Annotated in this window: 19 protein-coding genes; 6 read left to right on the forward strand and 13 right to left on the reverse strand. The window is 46.6% G+C overall.

The window, feature by feature from the left end:
- The first annotated feature begins 214 nt into the window (after positions 1–214).
- Both JQC75_RS19030 and JQC75_RS01425 read left to right on the forward strand, forming a co-directional pair.
- Positions 215–367, forward strand: coding sequence for a helix-turn-helix transcriptional regulator (locus JQC75_RS19030; protein ID WP_380797093.1), 153 nt, complete (start codon positions 215–217; stop codon positions 365–367).
- 3,318 nt (positions 368–3,685) lie between these two features.
- Positions 3,686–4,084 carry a hypothetical protein gene (locus JQC75_RS01425; RefSeq protein ID WP_203325749.1) on the forward strand — a complete coding sequence of 133 codons (399 nt, stop codon included), beginning with the start codon at positions 3,686–3,688 and terminating at the stop codon, positions 4,082–4,084.
- A gap of 269 nt (positions 4,085–4,353) precedes the next feature.
- On the opposite strand, the gene JQC75_RS01430 is transcribed toward JQC75_RS01425, so the two are convergent.
- The 5 genes from JQC75_RS01430 to JQC75_RS01450 form a co-directional block, all read right to left on the reverse strand.
- Complete coding sequence (locus tag JQC75_RS01430) at positions 4,354–5,394, reverse strand: IS481 family transposase (RefSeq protein WP_203324101.1); 1,041 nt, start codon at positions 5,392–5,394, stop codon at positions 4,354–4,356.
- A gap of 540 nt (positions 5,395–5,934) precedes the next feature.
- The gene (locus tag JQC75_RS01435; protein ID WP_203325750.1) at positions 5,935–6,717 is read right to left on the reverse strand and encodes a metallophosphoesterase; all 783 of its coding nucleotides are present in this window, start codon (positions 6,715–6,717) and stop codon (positions 5,935–5,937) included.
- A gap of 116 nt (positions 6,718–6,833) precedes the next feature.
- A complete protein-coding gene (locus JQC75_RS01440) occupies positions 6,834–7,625 on the reverse strand; it encodes a nuclease-related domain-containing protein (RefSeq protein WP_203325751.1) in 792 nt (263 codons plus the stop codon).
- Between the two features lie 63 nt (positions 7,626–7,688).
- Positions 7,689–8,075 carry a hypothetical protein gene (locus JQC75_RS01445; protein ID WP_203325752.1) on the reverse strand — a complete coding sequence of 129 codons (387 nt, stop codon included), beginning with the start codon at positions 8,073–8,075 and terminating at the stop codon, positions 7,689–7,691.
- A gap of 4,958 nt (positions 8,076–13,033) precedes the next feature.
- Positions 13,034–13,951, reverse strand: coding sequence for an IS5 family transposase (locus JQC75_RS01450; RefSeq protein WP_203323908.1), 918 nt, complete (start codon positions 13,949–13,951; stop codon positions 13,034–13,036).
- 139 nt (positions 13,952–14,090) lie between these two features.
- On the opposite strand from JQC75_RS01450, the gene JQC75_RS01455 reads away from it, so the two are divergent.
- Entirely contained in the window at positions 14,091–14,603 is a 513-nt protein-coding gene (locus JQC75_RS01455; protein ID WP_203325753.1) for a hypothetical protein, read from the forward strand.
- A gap of 107 nt (positions 14,604–14,710) precedes the next feature.
- Here the strand turns inward: JQC75_RS01455 and JQC75_RS01460 are convergent, their stop codons facing one another.
- The 5 genes from JQC75_RS01460 to JQC75_RS01480 all read right to left on the reverse strand — a co-directional run bounded on the left by JQC75_RS01460 (position 14,711) and on the right by JQC75_RS01480 (position 19,411).
- The gene (locus JQC75_RS01460; RefSeq protein WP_203325754.1) at positions 14,711–15,334 is read right to left on the reverse strand and encodes a hypothetical protein; all 624 of its coding nucleotides are present in this window, start codon (positions 15,332–15,334) and stop codon (positions 14,711–14,713) included.
- Between the two features lie 551 nt (positions 15,335–15,885).
- Positions 15,886–16,458 (reverse strand): SOS response-associated peptidase, encoded by a 573-nt coding sequence (locus tag JQC75_RS01465; RefSeq protein ID WP_239002059.1) that lies wholly within the window; start codon positions 16,456–16,458, stop codon positions 15,886–15,888.
- A 237-nt stretch (positions 16,459–16,695) separates the two neighbouring features.
- A complete protein-coding gene (locus JQC75_RS01470; RefSeq protein ID WP_203325756.1) occupies positions 16,696–17,001 on the reverse strand; it encodes a hypothetical protein in 306 nt (101 codons plus the stop codon).
- A 119-nt stretch (positions 17,002–17,120) separates the two neighbouring features.
- Positions 17,121–17,783, reverse strand: a complete 663-nt coding sequence (locus JQC75_RS01475; protein WP_203325757.1) for a hypothetical protein — start codon at positions 17,781–17,783, stop codon at positions 17,121–17,123.
- Between the two features lie 275 nt (positions 17,784–18,058).
- Positions 18,059–19,411 carry a synaptonemal complex protein 1 gene (locus JQC75_RS01480; protein ID WP_203325758.1) on the reverse strand — a complete coding sequence of 451 codons (1,353 nt, stop codon included), beginning with the start codon at positions 19,409–19,411 and terminating at the stop codon, positions 18,059–18,061.
- A 268-nt stretch (positions 19,412–19,679) separates the two neighbouring features.
- On the opposite strand from JQC75_RS01480, the gene JQC75_RS01485 reads away from it, so the two are divergent.
- Positions 19,680–19,853: a hypothetical protein gene (locus tag JQC75_RS01485; protein ID WP_203325759.1), complete on the forward strand. Its 174-nt coding sequence runs from the start codon at positions 19,680–19,682 to the stop codon at positions 19,851–19,853.
- A gap of 582 nt (positions 19,854–20,435) precedes the next feature.
- Here JQC75_RS01485 and JQC75_RS01490 read toward each other — a convergent pair.
- The 3 genes from JQC75_RS01490 to JQC75_RS01500 form a co-directional block, all read right to left on the reverse strand.
- The gene (locus JQC75_RS01490) at positions 20,436–21,392 is read right to left on the reverse strand and encodes a hypothetical protein (RefSeq protein ID WP_239002060.1); all 957 of its coding nucleotides are present in this window, start codon (positions 21,390–21,392) and stop codon (positions 20,436–20,438) included.
- Positions 21,393–22,044: 652 nt separating this feature from the next.
- Complete coding sequence (locus JQC75_RS01495) at positions 22,045–23,604, reverse strand: tyrosine-type recombinase/integrase (RefSeq protein WP_203325760.1); 1,560 nt, start codon at positions 23,602–23,604, stop codon at positions 22,045–22,047.
- Between the two features lie 159 nt (positions 23,605–23,763).
- Complete coding sequence (locus tag JQC75_RS01500) at positions 23,764–24,627, reverse strand: YicC/YloC family endoribonuclease (protein WP_203325761.1); 864 nt, start codon at positions 24,625–24,627, stop codon at positions 23,764–23,766.
- Between the two features lie 207 nt (positions 24,628–24,834).
- Here JQC75_RS01500 and rph point away from each other — a divergent pair, with 207 nt between their 5' ends.
- Together rph and pyrE are read left to right on the forward strand one after the other, a co-directional pair.
- Positions 24,835–25,548 carry a ribonuclease PH gene (gene rph, locus JQC75_RS01505; RefSeq protein WP_203325762.1) on the forward strand — a complete coding sequence of 238 codons (714 nt, stop codon included), beginning with the start codon at positions 24,835–24,837 and terminating at the stop codon, positions 25,546–25,548.
- A 103-nt stretch (positions 25,549–25,651) separates the two neighbouring features.
- Positions 25,652–26,293: an orotate phosphoribosyltransferase gene (gene pyrE / locus JQC75_RS01510; protein ID WP_203325763.1), complete on the forward strand. Its 642-nt coding sequence runs from the start codon at positions 25,652–25,654 to the stop codon at positions 26,291–26,293.
- The last annotated feature ends 68 nt before the right edge of the window (positions 26,294–26,361 follow it).

Below are 26,361 nucleotides of genomic sequence, written 5' to 3' on the forward strand. Positions count from 1 at the left end.
GCAATCTAGGCGAGGTCTCGGAAGTGATTGGTTGATTTCCGGAAGCTAAAAATTTATCTGCAGCGTCTTGGTGTTTTGATGCTCTTCAAGCCCCAATCGACGAGAATGACCTTGGCAAAGCTTATTCAAATTTTTGGGAATTTTTGTGGATAGGTCAGCATAAGACTCCTTTGGCAAGTTCAGGAGTAGTCTCATGATTCCACGCCTAATCAAAATGGCTGATGTAGTTGCAATAGTTGGTCTTAGTGAATCAACCATAAGACGGAAAATGGATGATGGTACATTTCCAAGGTCTGTTGTCATCAGCGATGGAAGGAAGGCGTTTCGGTCTCAGGACATTGAAGCGTGGCTGAAATCTCTCGTGTAACCCTAAAGCTTATTCGAAATTTTGTTGCAGATATCCACTGAGTCAAAATGCCCCTGTCATATCTCATTATACAGGGGCGTTTTTCATGATTTTCAAAATCAAAGACATAGTCGAACTACTTACTGTGAGTCGTTCAACATTGAATCGTATGATTAAAAAAGGTCAGTTTCCTGAACCGAACGCAAAAAACTCCAGAAACAAGTTCTGGACCGAAAAGCAGTTGAAAGAGTGGGAGTCATCTTTGGAATCTAACTATCGCTGATAGTGGCCATTGAGCCAGTTCTGCCTCAACAATTCAGAATTGAAGAGAGTGTCTTCTGCTGCCCAATAGCACGTCTGAATCTGATACCCAAAGCCAGTACGAAATGCCGAAGCTGATGTCTGGCTATGCATGCGTAGCTGAATCCCTGGAGCTGAATTTGATGCCCAAAGTCAGTACGAAATGCCGAAGGTGGTTTCTGGCTATGCATGCAGAGCTGGTGCCCTGTTCGAATTTGATGCCCAAAGCCAGTACAAAGCGCCGAAGCTGATCTCTGGCTATGCATGCGTAGCTGAATCCCTGGGTCTGAATTTGATGCCCAAAGCCAGTACAAAGCGCCGAAGCTGATCTCTGGCTATGCATGCGTAGCTGAATCCCTGGGTCTGAATTTGATGCCCAAAGCCAGTACGAAATGCCGAAGGTGATCTCTGGCTATGCATGCGTAGCTGAATCCCTGGGTCTGAATTTGATGCCCAAAGCCAGTACAAAACGCCGAAGGTGGTTTCTGGCTATGCATGCGTAGCTGAATCCCAGGGGCTGAATTTGATGCCCAAAGCCAGTACGAAATGCCGAAGGTGGTTTCTGGCTATGCATGCATAGTTGAAGAGTGTTGCCGTAATTTGATGCCCAAAGTCAGTATGAAATGCCGAAGGTTCTCCGGAGGAGGGCCGGAATTTGATACCCAAAGCCAGTACAAAGCGCCGAAGCTGATCTCTGGCTATGCATGCGTAGCTGAATCCCTGGGTCTGAATTTGATGCCCAAAGTCAGTATGAAATGCCGAAGCTGATGTCTGGCTATGCATGCATAGCTGGTGCCCTGTCCGAATTTGATGCCCAAAGCCAGTACAAAACGCCGAAGGTGATCTCTGGCTATGCATGCGTAGCTGAATCCCTGGGTCTGATTTTGATGCCCAAAGTCAGTACGAAATGCCGAAGCTGATGTCTGGCTATGCATGCAGAGCTGGTGCCCTGTCCGAATTTGATGCCCAAAGCCAGTACAAAACGCCGAAGCTGATGTCTGGCTATGCATGCGTAGCTGAATCCCTGGGTCTGATTTTGATGCCCAAAGTCAGTACGAAATGCCGAAGGTGGTTTCTGGCTATGCATGCGTAGCTGAATCCCTGGGTCTGATTTTGATGCCCAAAGTCAGTACGAAATGCCGAAGCTGATGTCTGGCTATGCATGCGTAGCTGAATCCCTGGATCTGAATTTGATGCCCAAAGTCAGTACGAAATGCCGAAGGTGGTTTCTGGCTATGCATGCATAGTTGAAGAGTGTTGCCGGAATTTGATGCCCAAAGTCAGTATGAAATGCCGAAGCTGATGTCTGGCTATGCATGCAGAGCTGGTGCCCTGTTCGAATTTGATGCCCAAAGCCAGTACAAAGCGCCGAAGCTGATCTCTGGCTATGCATGCGTAGCTGAATCCCTGGGTCTGAATTTGATGCCCAAAGCCAGTACGAAATGCCGAAGGTGATCTCTGGCTATGCATGCGTAGCTGAATCCCTGGGTCTGAATTTGATGCCCAAAGCCAGTACAAAACGCCGAAGGTGGTTTCTGGCTATGCATGCGTAGCTGAATCCCAGGGGCTGAACTTGATGCCCAAAGCCAGTACGAAATGCCGAATGTGGTTTCTGGCTATGCATGCATAGTTGAAGAGTGTTGCCGGAATTTGATGCCCAAAGTCAGTATGAAATGCCGAAGCTGATGTCTGGCTATGCATGCAGAGCTGGTGCCCTGTCCGAATTTGATGCCCAAAGCCAGTACAAAACGCCGAAGGTGATCTCTGGCTATGCATGCGTAGCTGAATCCCTGGGTCTGATTTTGATGCCCAAAGTCAGTATGAAATGCCGAAGGTTCTCCGGAGGAGGGCCGGAATTTGATACCCAAAGCCAGTACGAAATGCCGAAGGTGATCGGAAGTGGATGTTAATTTGATGCCCAAGGTCAGTACAAAACGCCGAAGGTGATCTCTGGCTATGCATGCGTAGTTGAATCCCTGGGTCTGAATTTGATGCCCAAAGTCAGTACGAAATGCCGAAGGTGGTCTCTGGCTATGCATGCATAGTTGAATCCCTGGGTCTGATTTTGATGCCCAAAGTCAGTACGAAATGCCGAAGGTGGTTTCTGGCTATGCATGCATAGTTGAAGAGTGTTGCCGGAATTTGATGCCCAAAGTCAGTACGAAATGCCGAAGGTGGTCTCTGGCTATGCATGCATAGTTGAATCCCCTGCTCGAATTTGATGCCCAAAGTCAGTACGAAATGCCGAAGCTGATGTCTGGCTATGCATGCAGAGCTGAATCCCTGGGTCTGAATTTGATGCCCAAAGCCAGTACAAAACGCCGAAGGTGGTTTCTGGCTATGCATGCGTAGCTGAATCCCAGGGGCTGAATTTGATGCCCAAAGCCAGTACGAAATGCCGAAGGTGGTTTCTGGCTATGCATGCATAGTTGAAGAGTGTTGCCGTAATTTGATGCCCAAAGTCAGTATGAAATGCCGAAGGTTCTCCGGAGGAGGGCCGGAATTTGATACCCAAAGCCAGTACAAAGCGCCGAAGGTGGTTTCTGGCTATGCATGCATAGTTGAAGAGTGTTGCCGAAATTTGATGTCCAAAGTCAGTACGAAATGCCGAAGGTGATCTGGAAGTGGATGTTAATTTGATGCCCAAGGTCAGTACGAAATGCCGAGGGTAGCTGAGGAGTGTTGCCGGAATTTGATACCCAAAGCCAGTACGGAATGCCGAAGCTGATGTCTGGCTATGCATGCATTAAGACTTCAATCAGGTCGGAAACCTGTTAACTCAGCAGCCAACAGTTTGAATCGGTTAAAGCTAAACTGCATCACCTTCTATTATCTATTTATATTTCATTGGATTGCGTGTTATTGACTTTAGCAAACCACCAAAGGTGTTTATCGAGGAAACTGAAGCCCACCTGGCTGCGGCGGTACTCGAATTAAGGCACTAAAACCTGAGCGAGCCAATTGGCTCGCTCATTCTTTAGCAATTTCCCCACCCGTGAACCTACCTATCTTCGAGGACACAAACATAAGGAGACCATAATGTCTGTCGCAGATACTCAGTTCGTTCGCATCTACAAACGCAAGTCCAAATCCCCGTGGGATGACCACAACACCATGCTGTTGCTGGCGGATGTGGTAGACAGTGATGAAGACTCAATCGAGCTCGGATTTTCACGTTACATCTACCTGCACCGCAATATCCTTGGCCAGATTTTGGGGATCAGTACCAGCAAGTCTATTCAGGCAGAACACCCTGAGTTTGAAGGCCAATACCTGTCAGGAACCGACATGTACGCCATCCTGCTGTGTTATCTGGATGAAATAGTACGCTTCTGTGATTTGTATCGGGATGAGTTCAGGCAGGCGTTTGGGTTGACGCCAGAGGCGTTCTTTCAGGCCGCCGAGGACTTATGGATAAGAGAACTGTCGGAGGATTAACCCTCCAAACTCAAAGCGCCCCAGTGGGGCGCTTTTCTATTAGGCAAGAGGAGGGTTACTTCTGAAGTTTTTTTGGCAGGTAGAGCACAAACACTTGCCAGAGTAGGAGGATAAAAATCGCTATTGCTATCAGCGCCACGGCAACACTCATAGTACATCCCCTTAAAATGGTTGAACTTAGACTTTATCTCATTAAATTCAATACTAATGATATGTAATAGCTCAGACCTGATCTGACAGTTACCCGATTTTGGGGTGCCGTTGTCAGATTAGATTTGGGCTAAATTCTTTTCAGCCCAAACCCGTTTTCCATCAATTAATGTCGCCATCGGTGTGCGACCGCAGCACATTTTGCCCTGATGGGTGCGCTCATTGTTGTACAGCGCCAGCCATTCGTCCAAGTCTTTTTGCAGCTCCTCCAGTGTGCTATACAGCTTTTTGCGGAACGTGACCTGATAGAACTCATTCAGAATGGTCTTGTGGAAACGCTCGCAGATACCGTTTGTCTGTGGATGTCTGGCTTTGGTTTTCGTGTGGTCGATATCATTGATGGCCAGATACAGCTGATAATCGTGCTGCTCAACCTTACCGCAGTACTCGGTGCCCCGGTCAGTGAGAATACGCAGCATCGGCAGCGCCTGAGCTTCGAAAAACGGCAATACTCTGTCGTTCAACAGGTCGGCAGAGGTGATTGGGGTTTTGGTGGTGTAGAGCTTGGCAAAGGCGACCTTACTGTAGGTATCGACGAAGGTCTGCTGGTATATCCGCCCCACACCTTTGAGGTTGCCGACGTAAAAGGTGTCCTGTGAGCCCAGATAGCCAGGATGATGGGTTTCAATTTCACCGCAGGCCTCATCGTCCTGGGCTTTCTTTTCCAGGGCTGCCACCTGCGCTTCTGTCAGAATGATGCCATCGCGCTCCATCTTTGCTTCCAATGCGACCAGGCGCTTCTTGAGGTTTTCCAGCCCGTGCCTGAGCCAAATTGAACGTACGCCGCTGCCGGAAACAAAGACGCCCTGCTTGCGCAGTTCGTTGCTGGTTCGGGTTTGACCATAGGCGGGAAACTCAATGGCGTAATCAATGACAGCTTGCTCTATATGGTCATCAACACGATTTTTCAGATTGGGCGTGCGTCTGGAGCGGTTGATAAGCGCATCAATGCCGCCATCCTCAACCAGTTCACGATAGCGATAGAAGGTGTCACGGGACACGCCCATAACCTTGCAGGCTTTGGAAACGTTGCCGAGCTCCTCAGCGAGATTCAGCAAACCTGCTTTGTGTTTAATGATGGGGTTGTTAGTATGCAGCATGAGAGTTACCTCTTTTGTTTTGATTGAAGATTCGACACCTTTATCAAAACGGGTAACTCTCACCTTTTCAAGATGATGTGTCAGATCAAGTCGCGACTAATACAAATGATACAAGCCATCTTTGCAAGGGCTGACCAATCTCCGAGTGTAAAGGCACTTATCGCATGCTGAAGCGGCACACCCGAGTGCGACAACGGCACTCGTCGGCAAGCACAGCCTTTGTATTGGTTCTACCCTGTTGAATTGAACAAAGGACTATTGGATGTCAGTTAAAACCGCTGTGGACTATGCTTTTGTCGTCGCTTTCCTGATGACCTTTTACATCCTCAAAGAGCTTGGATGGCCACTTCTGGGTTCCGCAATGATGTCAGTGCAATTGCTGTCATTCGCAGGATATCGTCATTACCACGTCCCAAAGTCAGGCGAGTCTTTCAGCATGGCGCTGAAATACATCTTTCTGCTATGGGTCATATTTCCCATAGAATGGGCACTGTGCAGCTTGTGGTCTAAGCCATTCAAAGAGTCTTGAGGAGTTACTGTTCAAGCCTTTGTATTGGTCGAACGCACACCACGCTTCGCCAGCGTTAGGCTAAAGCAGGGGTCAAAGTTCTCATTGACCTCGCCCTTATAGCCCTTCGGATTAGCCAGAACCTGGCATGCACCCAGATAGTAATTCGAGCTTGTATGTAAATGCCCATGCAGCCAGTAGTCTGGTTTATGCTCATCAATAAAAACACTCAAATCGGAAGCATAGGCCGCTGTCACTATGTTGTCCTGGTAGTAAGATGGAACCGACAGCATGCTCGGCGCATGGTGAGTTACCACCACATTTACGGCATTCTTGGAGCTGGCCAAGCTTTCGGCAAGCCAGCTCAGAGACTGACTATGAATACTGGCCACATCAATAGATCTCAGCTTTGAGTAAGAGGGTTCTTTGCGGATTTTCTTGTAATCCCTCATCACTTGTTGGCACTCGTAACCAGCCACCCGAGGATCACCAAAAAGCTTAAAGTCAGTCCACAGCGTGGCGCCATGAAACCACACACCATCAATCTCAACACTCTCGTTTTCGAGGATATGAATATTCTTGCCAGCAGCATGCTGCTTCACCTTACCTAACAGGCTTGGGTAGCGATGGTTATAGTACTCATGGTTGCCCATGACATAAATCACCGGACAGCCAAACTTCTGCCGCACTATCCAGTCAATGCCTCTCACGCCTACGTCTACATCTCCGGCCAGCACAACCACGTCCGCGCCATCGGCTGGAGCATGAAACACTTCAAATTCGATGTGTAAGTCGCTGTAAAGTCGTATATTCATGGTTATTTTTAAGACAGCGGTTCCAATGATTCATAACCGAATCAAATCACAATTGATGGTCTGAGCGCCACTGTCACTTGTGAGGTTGTATTACGTCACTACTGGTTAGTCTGCTATCAACTCAGTTCTTCAATGGATCTGCATTTAGGGTACGCAGAACATCCCCAGAACTGTTTACCTTTGTTGTCGCCACGCTTGGTTTCCCGAATGACCATTTCTGAACCACAGCGGACACAAAGTTTTACCAGGCTTTTGGAGGCTATAAGCGATTTGATATGCTGCCTGTGCTTGAGGTCGGTCAGTATTCCCCGCTTTAACTTGACCTCGTGTATCTGCTCAATGATTTCGCGGTATTCCGTGTCCGAGAAGACAACCTTGTCGAAGGTTTTGATGTACCGTAAGCAGCCTCTGGCATAGGTTACGTTATGTGGCATCTCGGTTTTAAATGTACTGTCACCTGTAAAAACAATCACAGAATGCAGCTTTTCTAGCCCTATGCCCAACAGAGATTCCAGTGTTTTTATATGCTTGTAGTTTTGATGCAGCGGATTTTGAAACTTGGAAGAGTGTCGATAGATTTTTTGAGTCCATTGCCTCTGATTCTCAGAGCCAAAAATCCAGCCCTTCATGTTCTTGGTTTCAATCACAAACACACCGAACCTGGATACGAGAATATGGTCGACTTGAGTTGTGCCATCCTCAGTTGGTAAGGTCACATCCTTTACCAACGTGTAGTCTGAGTCCACTTCTCGAGATGGCTGGCACAACTTCACAAGTTGCCTGTTTACCAAAAACTCACCGAAGACGCCTTTAAACCAGCGACTTTTAAAAATCAGAGCTACAACAAGCAACGGAACGATGTACCAGACCTCTGCAAAAGCGCCTGAAAATAGTGCAATAAAGTCCACAGTACCTCCTTGTCGTTGACGCAAGACATCGAGAGCTAGGGTGCTACGTTAGGTATATTTTCGTCAAATAGTAACAGAACCTAAGCTTACACCCTGTTCCACAAAGACATTTTGGCGAACTATTCCGACTTTTCCTCTAGCAGCCCCCTGAGAAGCAGTAGCTCGCATATGGGATTCATATGTTGAAACAGGAAGTTGATACAACTTAAAGTGTCCGTCATCTTGTTGAAATGCACCAATTACGTAATCAAGCCGCTCAAGCATTTTGTATGTTACACCAACGCTATCCGTTTCATGTTTGGCGCATTTAATTACAACCCATCTGTCTCTGTATGTGCATTCATTACTATTTTGGGAGGTGATTGTTGTACCAAGCTGAACAGCAATAATACGAGCAGTCTGCCTACCCCAGTCATTTGCCGCTGCGCCTGATGATTGGTTCTGTACCATATAAAATCTCCTTTCATTAGTGCCAAATACCGTAGCTACTCAGTTTAAGTAGCGTAGTGAATCGCCACTACTTCACTACCAATAGAGCCGAAAAACCCAGTCTGGCTGGGGCTTAGGGCCATTAGAGGAGCATAAAACCTTCATAGCTGCTGGACGCATCGTCCCTGAACAAAAAAGACCGATAGACCCTCAGGAGGATCGTTAAACCTTTATAGTTTGAACACTCTCAATAGCGCCTGAAACCCAGTCTGGCTGGGGCTTAGGGCCATTAGAGGAGCATAAAACCTTCATAGCTGCTGGACGCATCGTCCCTGAACAAAAAAGACCGATAGACCCTCAGGAGGATCGTTAAACCTTCATAGTTTGAACACTCTCAATAGCGCCTGAAACCCAGTCTGGCTGGGGCTTGAGGCCATTAGAGGAGCGTAAAACCTTCATGGCTGCAGGACGCATCGTCCTTGAACAAAAAAGACCGATTGCCCGTCAAGCGGATCGTTAAACCTTCACTATAAGGATCGTTAAACCTTCATTATCAGGAGCGTAAAACCTTCATGGCTGCAGGACGCATCGTCCCTGAACAAAAAAGACCGATAGACCCTCAGGAGGATCGTTAAACCTTTATAGTTTGAACACTCTCAATAGCGCCTGAAACCCAGTCTGGCTGGGGCTTGAGGCCATTAGAGGATCGTAAAACCTTCATTGCGGCAGGACGCATCGTCCTTGAACAAAAAAGACCGATTGCCCGTCAGGCGGATCGTTAAACCTTCACTATAAGGAGCGTAAAACCTTCATGGCTGCAGGACGCATCGTCCCTGAACAAAAAAGACCGATAGCCCCTCAGGAGGATCGTTAAACCTTTATAGTTTGAACACTCTCAATAGCGCCTGAAACCCAGTCTGGCTGGGGCTTGAGGCCATTAGAGGATCGTAAAACCTTCATTGCGGCAGGAGGCATCGTCCTTGAACAAAAAAGACCGATAGACCCTCAGGAGGATCGTTAAACCTTTATAGTTTGAACACTCTCAATAGCGCCTGAAACCCAGTCTGGCTGGGGCTTTAGGCCATTAGAGGATCGTAAAACCTTCATTGCGGCAGGACGCATCGTCCTTGAACAAAAAGACCGATTGCCCCTCAGGCGGATCGTTAAACCTTCATTATCAGGAGCGTAAAACCTTCATGGCTGCAGGACGCATCGTCCCTGAACCAAAAAGACCGATTGCCCCTCAGGAGGATCGTTAAACCTTCATAGTTTGAACACTCTCAATAGCGCCTCAAACCCAGTCTGGCTGGGGCTTAGGGCCATTAGAGGAGCGTAAAACCTTCATCGCTGCAGGACGCATCGTCCTTGAACAAAAAAGACCGATTGCCCGTCAGGCGGATCGTTAAACCTTCACTATAAGGAGCGTAAAACCTTCATGGCTGCAGGACGCATCGTCCCTGAACAAAAAAGACCGATAGCCCCTCAGGAGGATCGTTAAACCTTTATAGTTTGAACACTCTCAATAGCGCCTGAAACCCAGTCTGGCTGGGGCTTGAGGCCATTAGAGGAGCGTAAAACCTTCATCGCTGCAGGACGCATCGTCCTTGAACAAAAAAGACCGATTGCCCGTCAGGCGGATCGTTAAACCTTCACTATAAGGAGCGTAAAACCTTCATGGCTGCAGGACGCATCGTCCCTGAACAAAAAAGACCGATAGCCCCTCAGGAGGATCGTTAAACCTTTATAGTTTGAACACTCTCAATAGCGCCTGAAACCCAGTCTGGCTGGGGCTTGAGGCCATTAGAGGAGCGTAAAACCTTCATGGCTGCAGGACGCATCGTCCTTGAACAAAAAAGACCGATTGCCCGTCAGGCGGATCGTTAAACCTTCACTATCAGGAGCGTAAAACCTTCATAGCTGCAGGACGCATCGTCCTGAACAAAAAGGACCGATTGCCCCTCAGGAGGATCGTTAAACCTTCACTATAAGGAGCGTAAAACCTTCACCATCCTGCCACCAATAGGCGCGTAAAACCCCACAACCCCTCGAGTAAGAATCGTGGCAAGTCACTGATAAAAATCTAATTTAAATCGAATCGTACAGTAGAGGATCGTTAAACCTTCATTATCAGGAGCGTAAAACCTTCATTATCAGGAGCGTAAAACCTTCATTATCAGGAGCGTAAAACCTTCATGGCAGCAGGACGCATCGTCCCTGAACCAAAAAGACCGATTGCCCCTCAGGAGGATCGTTAAACCTTCATAGTTTGAACACTCTCAATAGCGCCTGAAACCCAGTCTGGCTGGGGCTTGAGGCCATTAGAGGAGCGTAAAACCTTCATTGCGGCAGGACGCATCGTCCTTGAACAAAAAAGACCGATTGCCCGTCAAGCGGATCGTTAAACCTTCACTATAAGGATCGTTAAACCTTCATTATCAGGAGCGTAAAACCTTCATGGCTGCAGGACGCATCGTCCCTGAACAAAAAAGACCGATAGACCCTCAGGAGGATCGTTAAACCTTTATAGTTTGAACACTCTCAATAGCGCCTCAAACCCAGTCTGGCTGGGGCTTAGGGCCGTTAGAGGAGCGTAAAACCTTCATTGCGGCAGGACGCATCGTCCTTGAACAAAAAAGACCGATTGCCCGTCAGGCGGATCGTTAAACCTTCACTATAAGGAGCGTAAAACCTTCACCATCCTGCCACCAATAGGCGCGTAAAACCCCACAACCCCTCGAGTAAGAATTGTGGCAAGTCACTGATAAAAATCTAATTTAAATCGAATCGTACAGTAGAGGATCGTTAAACCTTCATTATCAGGAGCGTAAAACCTTCATGTCAGCAGGACGCATCGTCCTTGAACAAAAAAGACCGATTGCCCGTCAGGCGGATCGTTAAACCTTCACTATAGGGAGCGTAAAACCTTCACTATAAGGAGCGTAAAACCTTCATGGCTGCAGGGAGCATCGTCCCTGAACAAAAAAGACCGATTGCCCCTCAGGAGGATCGTTAAACCTTCATAGTTTGAACACTCTCAATAGCGCCTCAAACCCAGTCTGGCTGGGGCTTAGGGCCATTAGAGGAGCGTAAAACCTTCATTGCGGCAGGACGCATCGTCCTTGAACAAAAAAGACCGATTGCCCCTAAGGAGGATCGTTAAACCTTCATAGTTTGAACACTCTCAATAGCGCCTCAAACCCAGTCTGGCTGGGGCTTAGGGCCATTAGAGGAGCGTAAAACCTTCATTGCGGCAGGACGCATCGTCCTTGAACAAAAAAGACCGATTGCCCCTAAGGAGGATCGTTAAACCTTCATAGTTTGAACACTCTCAATAGCGCCTCAAACCCAGTCTGGCTGGGGCTTAGGGCCGTTAGAGGAGCGTAAAACCTTCATTGCGGCAGGACGCATCGTCCCTGAACCAAAAAGACCGATTGCCCCTAAGGAGGATCGTTAAACCTTCATAGTTTGAAGACTCTCAATAGCGACTCAACCCCAGTCTAGTTGATAGCTTGAGCCCCTATGAGAGCACAGTACAGAGCCTTGAACGCAGCAAGCGGAGTGTCGGGTTGGAAAAATCATTGCTATCCTGCGTGCTCTCAACAAACTGCATGAGCTGGACAATTTCATTCCAGCACCACCCATGCGAGCCGCGTCCTTGCTGACCACCAAAAATCAGCTCAGAAAGCGCGTTCGCAAAAACAAGAGCCAGAGCCAGGAAAACACGCAGCCATTTGCGTGGCGCAGAAAGAATAATAAAAACCGAGGAATAAACTGCTCGACGAATAGGCCACATACCTGAGAACGCGGGCGTTTGCCTTTGGTACACAAACCGTTGGGCAAAATAACCACGACCTATTCATGCTCGATCCACCATATCAAACCTCCGGCATTGAACAGTGAAATCACCAAGCCTCCCAGCAACATGCCTTAGTCGTTTAGCGAAGCAAGTTGGAAACCGTCGAAGTGTATGCCAACTGGCAGCCAATTGAAGCGCCTTTGCTAATTGGGCCGCTTGCTTACAGCGATTCAAGCCGAGGTGGCGTGTTTAGTTTCGCGTACGGCAAAGCTTTTAAACCTCAGCCTATCACTTGCAAATCAATCCAATCTTGGCGCTTCACTCTGGCGAACTCGACAACGATGAAGACGATAAAAACGTCCGTGCATTTCTCGAACCATCGCCTGATAGATGGGGGCGTATGCTAATGCTACGACGTGCAGCCATGGAAGCTCGCAAGAGCATTCGAGCAGCAAGTCGGTTTCACAGATAAAGCATACGCCTACTTTCGAGCCCACATATACAGGTTTTATGTATTGAGCTAGGGTCAAGCCGCTCTTCTGAGAGTCATGCTAGTCACTACTTTTTCCCTGATGATGACCTTTTACATCGTCAAGTAGCTTGGATGGCCAATTCTGGGCTCAGCCATGATGTCCATACAATTGCTGTCAATCGCTGGCTACCGTCGATAACACATACCCAGGTCAGGTTAGTCATTCAGCATGGCACTAAGGTACATCTATCTGCTGTGGAATCTCTTCACTGTGACGTGGCGCTGAGTTGCTGCATGCGAGTGTGGCTTGTTAAAACCTAAGCTGTGTGAATTTTAAAGGTCCGGTAGGGCATATGCGTGCAACTCAAACTAAAGCTGCGCATCGAATACTGGAGCTAACAAATCTTGATTCTACAAAGTTCTGAGCGATTGACTTTAATTGAGAACCTTCATAAGCTAGTTTGGCGGTGAGTGACCACCCAACCAGCCACTCTTGGTGAAACAAACTCGTCATTCGACAAACTAAAAATCAATAGTTTTCTTTTTGGCAATAAAGGTTTAGTGGCAAGCCAGAGCCTATACAGAAGGAAATTATTATGTCAAAATTTACACACCAAAACCAAAAAGTCGTCAAAAAACAGGTACATATAGTACGGGCGTTGTTGATCAAATCATTGCGCGGATAGCAACTGCCCCAAGGTCTTGCTTGGTTTAACGACCAGCGCCCCTTGAAGGCATTCCCAAGCTCAGCATTTTGTTCATGGCCTTAACTCCAGCTAAGGCTTCGCCAACCTGGGCGTTGTAGTCTCGCAGCGTCAGGGTCGGGCTTATCAGCTGTTTGTATCGGTACATTGCGGTTTCCGCCAGCGACCTTTTACCGTAGTGATGTTGCTGCTTCCAGTCAGATAAGCTACCTGCTTTAAGTGCATCCACGGCCTCATTGCGAATATGGTCTTTGGACCAGTAGCCCGCATTCGACCTCGGCGGTATCACTGCTTTTATCCCTTTATTTTTAAGTAGCTTGTGGCAGGCTTTGGTGTCATATGCGCCATCGGCAGAGACTTGCTCTATGCGACGACGCAGCGGCTTGAGTAAGGTGCCCAGCACTTCATTGTCGCCGACGCTATCAAGACTGACTTCCGCCGCAATAATGGCATGTGTTTGGGCATCGACGGCCAAATGCAGCTTGCGCCAAACGCGGCGCTTTTCTTTGCCATGCTTACGGATTTTCCATTCGCCTTCGCCAAAGATTTTCAAGCCTGTGGCATCGATAACGACATGGGCAATCGCGCCATGACTCGGCGATCGGTAGGCAATTTTCACGGTTTTAGCTCGCTTGCTGAGGCAGCTATAGTCCGGTGAGGTCAAGGGAACATCCATCAGCTTAAACAAGGAATTAATGAACCCCTCTGTGGCGCGCAACGACAAGCCAAAAACGCTTTTCAGCATCAGAGCGACTTCAATCGCATGGTCAGTAAACTGAAAACCGCGCCCCCGACCACCATGATGCTGATGGCATAACCAGCCCTTAATGGCTGCGTCATCCATCCAAAAGGTCAATGAACCGCGATTGCGCAAACTCTGGTTGTACTCAGGCCAGTTAATGATTTTGTGCTTGGCTTTACCCATGATGATGACTCTGTCAGTCTGTGCTGAAAGATCTGATCACCGGCGCCTGAAATGGTTCAAAAAGATTTAATCAACAACGCCTATAGTACGCTTTAATCTTAAATCCTTTCCAGAAAACGAAGTTCCAACATCTACCGAAATGTTGAATCACTGGGTTAAATGTTTTGAATATGAAGATTGGCAACATTTTATACGACAAATAAATGGTCACCATCCTGAAAAAATTGATTGTGCAATTGTCTGTAATAATAACTTTGAGATATTTGCTAGCAAGCTGAGCGTTGTACTTAAAAAATATCATATAACTCAAATAAAATGGGCCTTGACGGCTTCATTACTAGATGATTTTCAAGTTAATAGCGAGTTGATAAAGAAAGTATTAATGAGATCTGCCCATGAGCTCACAGAAACTGAGTTATCCGAAATGCTCAACAAAAAACTAATTTATGTTGAAAAGCAAAATTCAGATGAACTTAATAATTCTTCGATTGTAAAATATTTTCCAACCGAATTGGGTCTATATAGTGCTGCACTACAGCGTGAAAAAGATATCGGTCGAAAATTAACAGAAATAGAACTGGTCGAATTTGGACTATCAGGCAGCCTATGCAAGTTAAAAAGCATAATAAATAACACAGTGATCATGTGGTAAATTTATGCAAGTAAAATGTAAGTTATTAAATTAAAATAGATTTGACTAAATAGATTTGGCTTAAAAAGCTTGAGTGTATAAACTACATCAAGCTTTTTATTTCACGTTTATTTGATAAGACAAGGCTCTAAATCACCATAACATACTAGCCGATCAAATAGATTGCTAACGACAATAGGTTCGAATTGATAGTTTGAGTCTTTATGCCAACTAATTAATACATCGGGATCATCTTGAGTCTTGCCTTGATCATATAGAGAGTAGTTTAATGTGAGATCAATCACGGTTAAGTCATGTAAGGTTAACCAAGCGTGCAACTTTAACTTCGACAAATCTGGGCCAATATTAACCAAACGCTTAATATCATTCCGAGTAACTTTGAATGAGTCGACATATTCCCCTTTATATCGAACATTGCCAATTGTAAGAAATACTGGTACATCGGGAAAAATATTCCTGTCTTGAGCGTCTTCCAGCAATTGTAAAGCTCTAGATGAATATTCTAAGCATTTGTGAGATGGATTTGTGAATCCATTAATTAAGAAGTAATGCAAAATAAAATTCTTAACGTCTTTATAGTAAATTTCATTTGGAATTTTTTGCATGGACTTATTTAGAAGCTTTCTTAATTCCAAAACAGATAAGCCCTGTGAACTATCAAAGGAATTTCCAAAAGATAAAGCCTTCAAAAATTGACTTTTATAATTGTCTACATATGAGTTTGTAATCATAGTTTAACTTAGTAAGTGAATCCGAATTCTATTTAAAACACAGTGTAAAGTAGTGGATCGAACTGTATTTATCTCATCAATTTAGTAGTAACGGCCTCATAAAAGCAAGTCCAATTTATGGACAATGAAAAGTAAAAAAATAATTATCAACCGAATCCATGCTGCTCCACTAATCGAGCTTAAGCACAGAGTTACTTTTTACTAAGTTCATCAAGTCTATGATTAATTATGTTTAGTTGTAATTCAATTTCTTTATTATTTATATGTCTTGAGAACATTAAACTTTCCAATGAGAAAATAACATAACCTAAAACAAAAAACAACCCAAACTCAAATTTCATAATTATAATTACAGCTGCAAATATCTTTATTGCTGACCATAACACTATGGAAAATTTTTTTCCATTTAATAACCTTTTGATTTTCTGTTCCTGTTCTAAAAACATAGCAATTAAATATCCATATTATCTGTTAGGAGGAAATTACATAGAAAAATTCATAAAGTAGTTCCATTGGCAGAATTAATAGCATCATAAAGTAGCTCGGTTACTCTATCGCTGTAATTCGATCTTTATCCCCAATCCCTGCTCGTTGTAAAGCAATGGCTGCAACTGCTCTGGGGTTGAACCAAACCAGAAATCGACGTTGGGAACATCGACAAACAGCGGCATGCGGTTGTGGTAAGGGGCGCAGCTGGATATAGGGGCTGTGGTTAGGGTTACCAGCTTGGCTCCGGTGGGTTCGTTGATTATCAGTCCGGCCATTAGCAGCGGTTTGTTGTCGGCAGCGCTGAAGAGGTACCTCACCTTTCTGGTTTTTTCATTAGTGCCTTCCTGGCGCCACTCATACCAACCGGAGCAAGGCACCAGGCATCTGTGCTCGGCAAAGGCAAGTTTGAAAGTGGGCTTTTGCATTACCGTTTCGGCTTGTGCGTTGATAAGGATGTTCTTGGCCCAGGCAGGCTTGATGCCCCAAGTAGTATCTAACTGTTTGAGTGAGCCCTGCTGGTGAACGACCGTAGCGACAGCCTGTGTCGGGCGTAAATCCACATTATCGCTGGTATGGAAATCCAACCCCAGGGTCTCACCAACCCACTGGCACAAGGGATCAGCAATTACATTCATCCGGCCACACATTAGTCACGCCCCCGATGTTGTTTCACAGATGAAGCATACGCATACTTTCGAGCCCGCATATACAGGTTTCTATGTGTTGAACTAAGTGCAAGGCAATCTTCTAAGAGTCATGCTACTCACCACTTTTGTCCATTCATACTCAACTCATAACGCATAGCACACTGGAGGTAAAACACGTTAGCGTTTGACGTCCCAGCAGCCGTAGGCTGCGAGTGACACGTAAGGTTATGCTTGATTACTAAAAGAACCTTTAATATCTAAAAATAATACTCTTAAACGTCTTTTGCTTTCCCGTAGACCAATAAGGCTTGTCGCTGCGAGGCCATAGAATGGACCGAAAATTAGCATTATCATATACAGAGGGAGCATTAATACCTGTAGTCTTTCCGGCACTTTTTTGACAAGATAATATAAAAAATCGTGCACAATAATCCACCAACCCAATAGTATTAAAATCACAATCTGATAAACCGAAAGCAAAGCTATGAGAAACATTTCCAAAATGGCATCAAAAAATTGCGAAACTTTCAATTTTTCACCTCAAGCATAACGCTTTGATAATTGGTTGCGCAGCGAAGCGTAGGCAGTCCAGTGGAGGCTAGTTTTTTGTGGCCGGAACGAAATTAAGCAACTTGTTACCAAGTTGAGATTTAACTAAGCAACAAGTCACTTTTAACATGGTCTATATTTGATTTAGAACCGATAATTTTGAAGATAGCTTCAACGAATTCAAATGAAGTCTTGCAAGCCCACTGCGCATATTCTTTTTGATCCCACTTGTGTGGCTTGCCATTATGGTCTTTACCAAAAACTAGTCTGTTAAGGTTAACCCAATAGTCGCCTTGATAAGAACTACCTTTACGCATAAGATCTTTCGATCCGGAGTCCAACCAAGACGCTTTGTAGTGAGTAATATTGTTTCTTAGAGAAATCAGAGCTTTTGCATTTTGACTTTCTGCACTTCCTCTTGAGATGGGCTCAAAACCAGCAGAAACTAAAAATATATCATATTTATCAAGTATGCTTGACCGATCAACAGCTTCTATTTCAGACAGTGTTTTTATCAGCCTTTTACTTTTTTCGCTGATATTTCCCAGCCAATTGTTAGCGTCCTTTTCTGCTTCAGCGAACAGCTCGTTAATTGTTGCCTCTAGAAAAGCTACGGCAGACAATATTGAAGCCCCAACATGAGTACCGATTTCGCTTCTAGATGTCAAGCAATCGCTATTATCGATCCGAGCAGCAAGTCTAGAAAAATGAGCTGCCGACTTCGCATGATGAATAGATAAATATGTGCAAATAAGGATTCCCATACTAATTTCCTCTTATTACCGACGCCCGCATAAATCACCGGACAGCCAAACACCTGACGCATTACCCAGTCAATGCCACTCACGCCAACGTCTACATCTCAGGCCAGCACAACTACGTTTATACCATCGGCTTGCGCATGGAAATCTTCAAATTCGATATGTAAGTTGCTGTAGAGTCGGATATTCATATAAAGTTATTAAGAAAGCAGATCCGATGAGGCTTAACCGAATCCAATCACAATTTATGATCTGAGTGCCACAGTCACTTGTTATATTCATTTTTTAGACACCAAAGTACTTACAACGTCTTTTAGTTCTTTGGCTGTTTCGGCTAAACCTTTACTGTCAGAATCTTTAGCCACTTTCGTCGGCAAGGGGGTTTTATAAATTGCATTAACAGAATCCATTATCAACTGATCTTTATTTTCTTCTTTTTGTAATTGATCGGCATATGAATTTACCGTCAATGCAACCGCAGACTTAAAAGCGTATTCCTCTTGGAAGTTTCGCTCTTTTGTATATTGAGAAATAGTGAATAATAATAAACCTATCGCGGGTAATGCCTTAAGTGAATTAACAAATACGACTTGCCAGCCCAATGCATTTAGATCACCGTTTCCGAACAAGAAAAATATCCATGCAATTGTAGCTAAAGCTGTTACAGGAATGACCCAAGTCCAAAAAGTGATAGAAGATGAAAGCTCGACCTTTCGTTGTTTAAAGGTTTCAAATAATGAAGCGCCAACTTCACGACCAATTAAGTCATCTAAATATTTGTTTCTTTCTTCAAAATGTGAGGTCTTAGAATTAACTAGTTCTAATTTTTCATCAAAAGAACTTTTCAATGAATCAAATGAGGTATTTTGTTTTTCAATCGTTTTTACTTGTTCTTCAAGAGTGTTGTAAATTTTTCTTAATTCATTTTTTGCTTCTTTATAAATCTCTTCGATTTCTTCCTTTCTGGTACCTGAGCTATCTAATAGTGATTGGATTCTTTCTGATAGAGATGTAGCCGTAGAATGTAATTCTGATATTTCTGCATTATGATGTCTAGAGGCGCTCAATAGTGATTCAATTTCACTAAGCTCTTTTTGTTTTACTTTAGTAAATTGAGATAAATCTTCTTTTGTAGACTCCAAACTTTTCAGTTGTTCGTTATATGTACTCAAGGAGCTTTCTAACTGTTTACTAACCAGTTCAATTCTTTCACGTTCAGAATTCAAGCTTTCTTCCGAATGCCTAAAGTATTTTCTTTTTGTTTTTTCCCAAAAACCATTAACTGCTTGATAATGAACCAATCTTGATAAGTGAGTTACAGCATTTAGAAACCTACCAGTTTCACTGTAAGCAATGAAATTAGCTAAGTCTGAGTTTAACTCTCCACCACCAAACTCGTTGTGAAATTGATACTGAAATGGTAGCGACTTTAAGAATGAAGTCTTTAGTTCTTCCCTGAACTGATTGAAGACTTTATTGCTTAGCGATAGGAATTCCTTAAGGGTATATTGTCCAATGCAAACTTCATTTTCATTTGAGTCTGGAAAAGATGCATTCAGCAAACTTGTCATATCAAGTTGAAAATACCGTTCAACATGTCCTTGTACTTGATTTATTTGATTCTGGTTCATATTTCCCTACTACGATGAATGAATATAGAAGAGTCAGGACAGGCATCACACTCTATTTGATGCTGTACCAGCCATCTCTCCTTCGAAGCCGCTTTGGCCTTTGGGCCGAGCCAAACCGTAATACATCTACAAGGCAAGCTACCGCCCCTAGTTTTAGCTACCAGACAGCAGTCGACACCTGATTTCGCACTAAAAATCTCACAACAATCTAAAAACTAACAATGGGTTAGAAAGATTAAGCTATCGCAGGAAGGGATGTGGAACTGTGATGAAAATCGAAAGACGGGTGCATCCCTGCTGCGATTGCTGCCAGTTGCCAAAGGCCGAAGATGTTCGACATTGGAGCCAACCGCCAGCGCTACCAATACGCCTGCTTGAGCGTATTGAATCCAATCCATTGTTTGTTATTGCTTATGCCAATCTATCCCAATCCCACAGCTAAGACAAGGGTACTAATTAGCCACAGTTTGCTTAGCTAAAAGAGTGATTATCTGAGCGATTTTTCATTCCAATTGGGAGCTACAACTTACGGTTTATGCTGCGTTTTTGAAGAATCCAATTTTCTTGGTTTGAGCAGTTGGATTGTTTGTGGGGATTTTTATCGCGAAACAGCTTTGGATCGGACTAGATCCTGATTGTTTGCATGTCAGGGGCCTAACTAATCAGTGAGAACCCAACGGGAATGTAGATGAGTTTAGGGTATGAACCACCTGGCCAAAAAGGCTTGTTTGCGTTAATGCCAGCATCAGCTCATCGGCAAGGACAAGGTGGCAGCTCTCAGGCTTCTTGCGACAAAGCAGCCTGGTGTTCTCTGGCACTTTTTTGAAGTGGCCCGTGACCCAATTCCACCGAGCTAACCATACGAGTACGTGATGTTTGAGGGAATTCAAACCCACGTGACCTTGCGGTCTGCCACCTGAATGCGATTGGCTGCAGCGAAAATGCCGCAGATTAATCCGCTCGGTATGTCACGGAGCAGCGGCGCTTATGCGCCGTTGTTCCGTTTTTGTGTGTGTGAAACTGCTTAAGGGTAAAACAGCGCCGTGAGCTCCTGGCAGTAGACGGTGCGATAGATGATGGCCTTTTGTAGCCGCTCAACCTCGGCTTGGGTAAGTGTATCTACCTTACTGCTACGCCTGACGGCGTTTGAGTTCATCGCTTCGGTGAGCAGCTGCTGATGCAGCCGTTTGATGTCACTCAGGATGTCCATATTGTGGGAAAACAGCATCACCTTTTGGTAAAGCCCTGATTCGAGGCCATTGGCCCACTTTTTAAGGATAGTTTGGCGCTGTTTTTTGGTTTTAAAGGCGTGTTCCATTTCGATAGCGGCCAGGGTGCCAGAGGGCTCCTGCACCAACCCATCAATGTTGCGGGTACTGTTTTCGGGATGCAGGCGGCGAAACTCGGTTTCGCTGATAAAGCGTTGCCACTGGGGACTGAAATCCGTCTCGTGGCGGGTATTCAGCAGCCCTCGCATGATGACAAAGGCGCACATCAAATCGTGCATTACGGTATTTTGGTTAATCCGCTGAGATGGCTCGGACACCGAGCGGTAATGGATAGCAACACCCATCAGCTCCTCTGCCATTCTGGCACCGGAGAAACTTAATACGTATACACGGCCATCCACCGACCGCGGTGTACGTACATCCACCAGTAAGCCTTCGGTAACCAGCTTATTAAGGTGTTCCAGCGCGAGACGCCTGCTGGTGCCATAGAAGACTTCAATCAGGCAGGGACTGATAAGGCCAAAGCGAGCCACCATCTTGATGGTGAGGCTGCGCCTGAATTTACCCGTTTGGCAACGATTACTGCCAACCTGATACGCCATATCGATGTTTAAGAAGGGCCGATATTCGGTCCTGAGCGCTTGATGCTGTGGCTGGTGATTGACCTGGTGATGGCTCTGGTAATTGTTCTGAGGGGCAGCGCTGCTGCCGGAAAGGGGTTGCGCTGGCTTAGCGCCTGAACTGTTTTTCATACATCCTCCCTGATGCGTGCCTTTGACAAGTTCTGCATTAGGTAGGGCGTTGAATGGCAAATTCCGGAGATTTGCTACGGTGACAAAATCGGTATGGGGCAGCGATCGCCATATCGACAACAGCAGCGGGATGCTTCGCACCCCGCGCCGCTATCACGCCCGCTTTGATTGTCGGTATAAAGTACCGCCTTCGGCGGTTTCGGCCTTGGCCTTGCCAATACCTCATATGCTCTGGAGCGCCCGCCACTGCTGATGTCTTGCCATCATCAGCGGCTTACGAACTTCGTTCTGGCGCCCCACAGCATGAAGCGCGCATGTACCGAGCTACGCTCTGTACTACCCGCATTTTTGCCGCGTTTGGTCCGGGGCGATGTAGCCATCGCATTTCCCGTCCCTGCCGCGCCCCTGTTCTGGCGAACGGGGCAAGGTTTAGCTTGTCGTTGTTGCCAACGCCGCCGCTAAATTTTGCTTACGCAAAACCAAAATACGGGTAGTACAGACCAGCTGTACATGCGCGCTGCTACAGCAAGCGGATTCGATGAATCCACTCGCTTACGCGGCGGTTTGCCAGCCTTGCTGGCGCTTTTATCGCACAAAAACGTGCCGTTTTTTGCTGCAAGCACACATGCTGTGCACAGCAAAAGCCATGCTCTCATCCTGGTGGCGGGGGGGAAATAAAGTCAGTTGCTTCTGTGAGACTCTCCCCTGAAAGTCGAAGCGAGTTAAACACCACAGAATTCCCGTATGTAACGTCTTTGGTGGGTGCAAAATTATAGGGTATAGGGGAAAGCGTTGAAGGCCTGTTGCTTTGGGAGATGGGTGATGTGGAGTCTTCATTGGTCGCTGATGGCGGCGGGCTTTTGCATGCGGCCATTTTGTTGGTAGTGGACACTGGCGCTGGCGATGTTATGGTTGCTGGTTCCGCGGTAGATTTGACCTGTGTTTCTACTTCTTCAGCCACTTCAGCATCGGTAACTGTCAATTTCACAAGAGCTGACGCAATTCCCAGCTTCTCACACAACTTGGTTTGCGCTTCAAGGCGGTCTTGTAGGTAATCACTACGGTTATAGGTCCCCTTAACGCCTGGCACAACATGGTTTAATACCTTTTCAATAACGTCACTGGTGGTACCTAAGTCGGCGAGGCGACTGGCACAGGTTCGTCTGAAATCGTGCACTGTGAAGTGCTCAATGCCTGCTGCTTCGAACAAATTAGGCAGTGGTTTGCTTTTTTTCCCCTTGTTTTCTTTGCCAAAGACTTTTGACAAAGCTGCATTTAAGGTGTCTCTGCCTATATGAGCTGTTTTTGAGCCTGATCTGCGGGCTGGGAATAAATAATCACTATTACCACTGCGCTCTTTCACTTCCAGCAGTATTGGCATGAGTGGTTCAGGGATGGCAATTCTGATCGATGTATTGGTTTTGCCGCGACTTTTTGGGAGAGCCCATATTTGCTTTTCCAGATCAAACTCAGTCCACTTGGCTTGTAGCAGCTCATTTTTACGCACCCCCAGAATGAGCAGAAGGATAAACGCCAGATAGTTATCCCATGATACGTGGTCACGTAATATTTCGAGTACCATGGGAATTTCCTCAAAAGACAAATTTCGTTCTCGAGATTCTTCTTTGACACCAATGCTTTTGAGGTTGATACCTGTAGCTACGTTGGTTTCAAGCATGCCCAGTTCTATAGCGTGATCCAGTATTTTTCTTATCAACCGAAGCGCATTGCCGTTTGCAGTCCGCTTATCACCAGCATCAATGCTATTGACCACGTTACGAATCATTTGGCGGGTTATGCAAGAAACTGGCATGTCGCCCAGTGCCTTAACTATATGATTTTTGTATAGGGCTCTTGGTCTATCTGGATGCTTGATGGTCCTGCAGTACCCCTCAAAATGGTCCTGAGCAACACTGTCAAACGTGTCTTTCAGTGCTGCCGCTAGCTTCTTGATCTCAAGCTTGGGGTTTTTACCTTCCTTTACCTGTCTTTGAAGCTCCGCGGCTTGGTTTTTGGCTTCTAACAGAGACATTTGCCCTGGGCCATTGCCGAATTGGCCAAGCACTATTTCGATTCTTTTCCCTGCGACGGTGCCTCGGTAGATGAAGGAGGCATCACCAGACTTTAATGGCTTTATATACAAATTGTCGGCAACACGGTCTTTTTTTTCAGAGCCGCTTTTGGCGATTTTTTTTAACTGCGCGTGGTTCATTGTTGACTCACCTTACCTAGGAATTGGCTTAGCATAAGTCACCAATAAGTCACCGCAAAATTTGGAATAAGCTACGGCTCCTGACACAAACTTTCTGAGATTAAAATAAAAAAAGCCCTTTAATCAAGGGCTTGGTTGGTTGTGAATGCATGTGAAACGTCACTCGACGTTCTGGATCTGTTCGCGCATCTGCTCGATAAGTACTTTCAGCTCCACCGCGGCAGCAGTGATTTCTGTGCTGATGGACTTGGAGGCGAGGGTGTTCGACTCGCGGTTGAATTCCTGCATCATAAAGTCGAGCCGACGGCCTTCGCTGCCACCCTTCTTGAGGATGCGGCGGGCCTCGGTGATGTGCGCCTCGAGGCGGTCCATTTCTTCGGCCACGTCGAGTTTTTGTGCCAGCAGCACCATTTCCTGCTCGATACGGGTGCTGTCGAGCTCACCCTGAATCTCCGCAAGGCGTGACGTGAGCTTTTCACGTTGCCATTCAATCACCTTTGGCATGTGCTCGCGCACAATGGCGATTTGACCTTCCACGGCGCCGAGGCGGCTTTCCAGCATCTCCTTGATGGCATTGCCTTCGCGGCCACGGGCTTCCACAAACTGATCCAGTGCCTTATCGAATGCGCCCAGCAGCTCGGCGCTGATGGCGTCCATGTCCTGCTCGGCGGTGGCAATGACTCCCGGCCAGCGCAAAATGTCGGTCAGGGCGATGTCGCCTTGTCCGGCTTCGGCTTTAAGCCAATTGGCCGCGCCCAAGAGCTGACGGGCGAGGTCTTGGTTGATGTTCAGTTCGGCGCCGGTATCGCTGGCAACGTCATAGCGCAGATTGACTTCGACCTTTCCTCGGCTGAGGCGCTTTCTCAAGCGTTCGCGCAGGGCTGGCTCGAGGCTGCGCAGTTGCTCTGGCAGACGCAGGTAGGTTTCCAGATAGCGCTGATTCACTGAGCGGATTTCAAAAGAGGCGTTGCCCCAGGAGGCTTTATGCTCGATACGGGCATAGGCGGTCATGCTGTGGATCATAGGGATTCCGGCTGATTTTCGGCTAAGTCTGGACGTCATTATAACCACAAGCCAGGCCAGCGTCATGGTCCTGAACGTGAGCAAAATCTGCTAATGGCCGTTTAAAACCCGCAGAGCGTGTCTGAAATCCACCATGGCAACTCGCTCTGCATACCCCTATAATAGGCAGCCAAATTATTGCGAAATTCATACGTCACAGGAATCGCCATGCGTCCAGGTAATCGTACCCCGGCTCAGACCCGCCCCATCAGCATCACCCGTAACTTTACCGCCCACGCCGAAGGCTCTGTGCTGGTAGAGTTTGGCGAAACCAAGGTGCTGTGTACCGCCAGTTTCACCGAGGGTGTACCACGTTTCCTTAAAGGCAGTGGTCAGGGTTGGTTGACTGCCGAATATGGCATGCTGCCACGTTCTACCCATAGCCGTATGGACCGCGAAGCCGCACGTGGCAAACAGTCTGGTCGTACCCAGGAAATCCAGCGCCTGATTGGCCGTGCACTGCGCGCTGCCGTGGATTTGAAGCAACTGGGCGAAAACACCATAGTGGTGGACTGTGACGTTATTCAGGCCGATGGTGGCACCCGCACAGCGGCTATCACAGGTGCCTGTGTGGCACTGGTAGACGCGCTGAACTGGGCCCGCGGTAAGGGCCTGGTGAAAGCCAATCCACTGAAGTTTTTGATTGCCGCCGTGAGTGTGGGCATACACAACGGCGAAGCCATCTGCGATCTCGAATACGTGGAAGACAGTGCCGCCGAGACCGACATGAACGTGGTGATGACCGAAACCGGTAAGATCATCGAAGTTCAGGGTACGGCTGAGGGTGAGCCCTTCACCCACGAAGAGCTGCTCGCCATGCTGGAGCTGGCCAAGCACGGTATCCGTGAAATCATCGATACCCAGAAAGCGGCTCTGAACTGATTATTGCATTGATTTTTTAAAGGCTCCGAGAGGGGCCTTTTTACCACCCTACACCTTGTAAATTGGCGGCTTTGGCTGCCAGACACATGATAGAGGAAAGACAGTGAAAACCTATCAGCGCGAGTTTATTGAGTTTGCTCTCGAGCGTAATGTACTGAGATTCGGTGAGTTTACTCTCAAGTCCGGCCGTAAGAGCCCTTACTTCTTCAACGCCGGTTTGTTCAATACCGGTCGCGATCTGGCCCGTCTGGGTCGTTTTTATGCCGCCGCGCTGGTGGATGCGGGTATCGACTACGATTTGCTGTTTGGCCCGGCTTACAAGGGTATTCCCATTGCCACTACTACGGCGGTAGCGCTGGCCGAACACCACGATATCGACATGCCTTACTGTTTTAACCGTAAAGAGAAAAAAGACCACGGCGAAGGCGGTAACCTGGTGGGCAGCGAGCTCAAGGGTAAGGTGATGCTGGTGGATGACGTGATCACCGCAGGCACTGCCATTCGTGAATCGATGGAAATCATTCAGGCCAATGGTGCCGAACTGGCCGGGGTGTTGATTGCACTGGACCGTCAGGAGAAGGGCAAGGGCGAACTCTCTGCCATTCAGGAAGTGGAGCGTGACTTTGGCTGCGGCATCGTAGCCATCATCAAGCTGGAAGACCTGATTGCCTTCCTCGCCGAGAAGCCAGGCATGGAAGAGGTGCTGAGCTCAGTGCGTACTTACCGCGAGCAATACGGCATCTGAGCCGCTATCATCAGGTAATAAAAAACGCCGCTGATTGCGGCGTTTTTTATTGGGAATACGATCAGGTT

The sequence above is a fragment of the Shewanella litorisediminis genome (genome assembly GCF_016834455.1).
Classification (GTDB): Bacteria; Pseudomonadota; Gammaproteobacteria; order Enterobacterales; family Shewanellaceae; genus Shewanella; species Shewanella litorisediminis.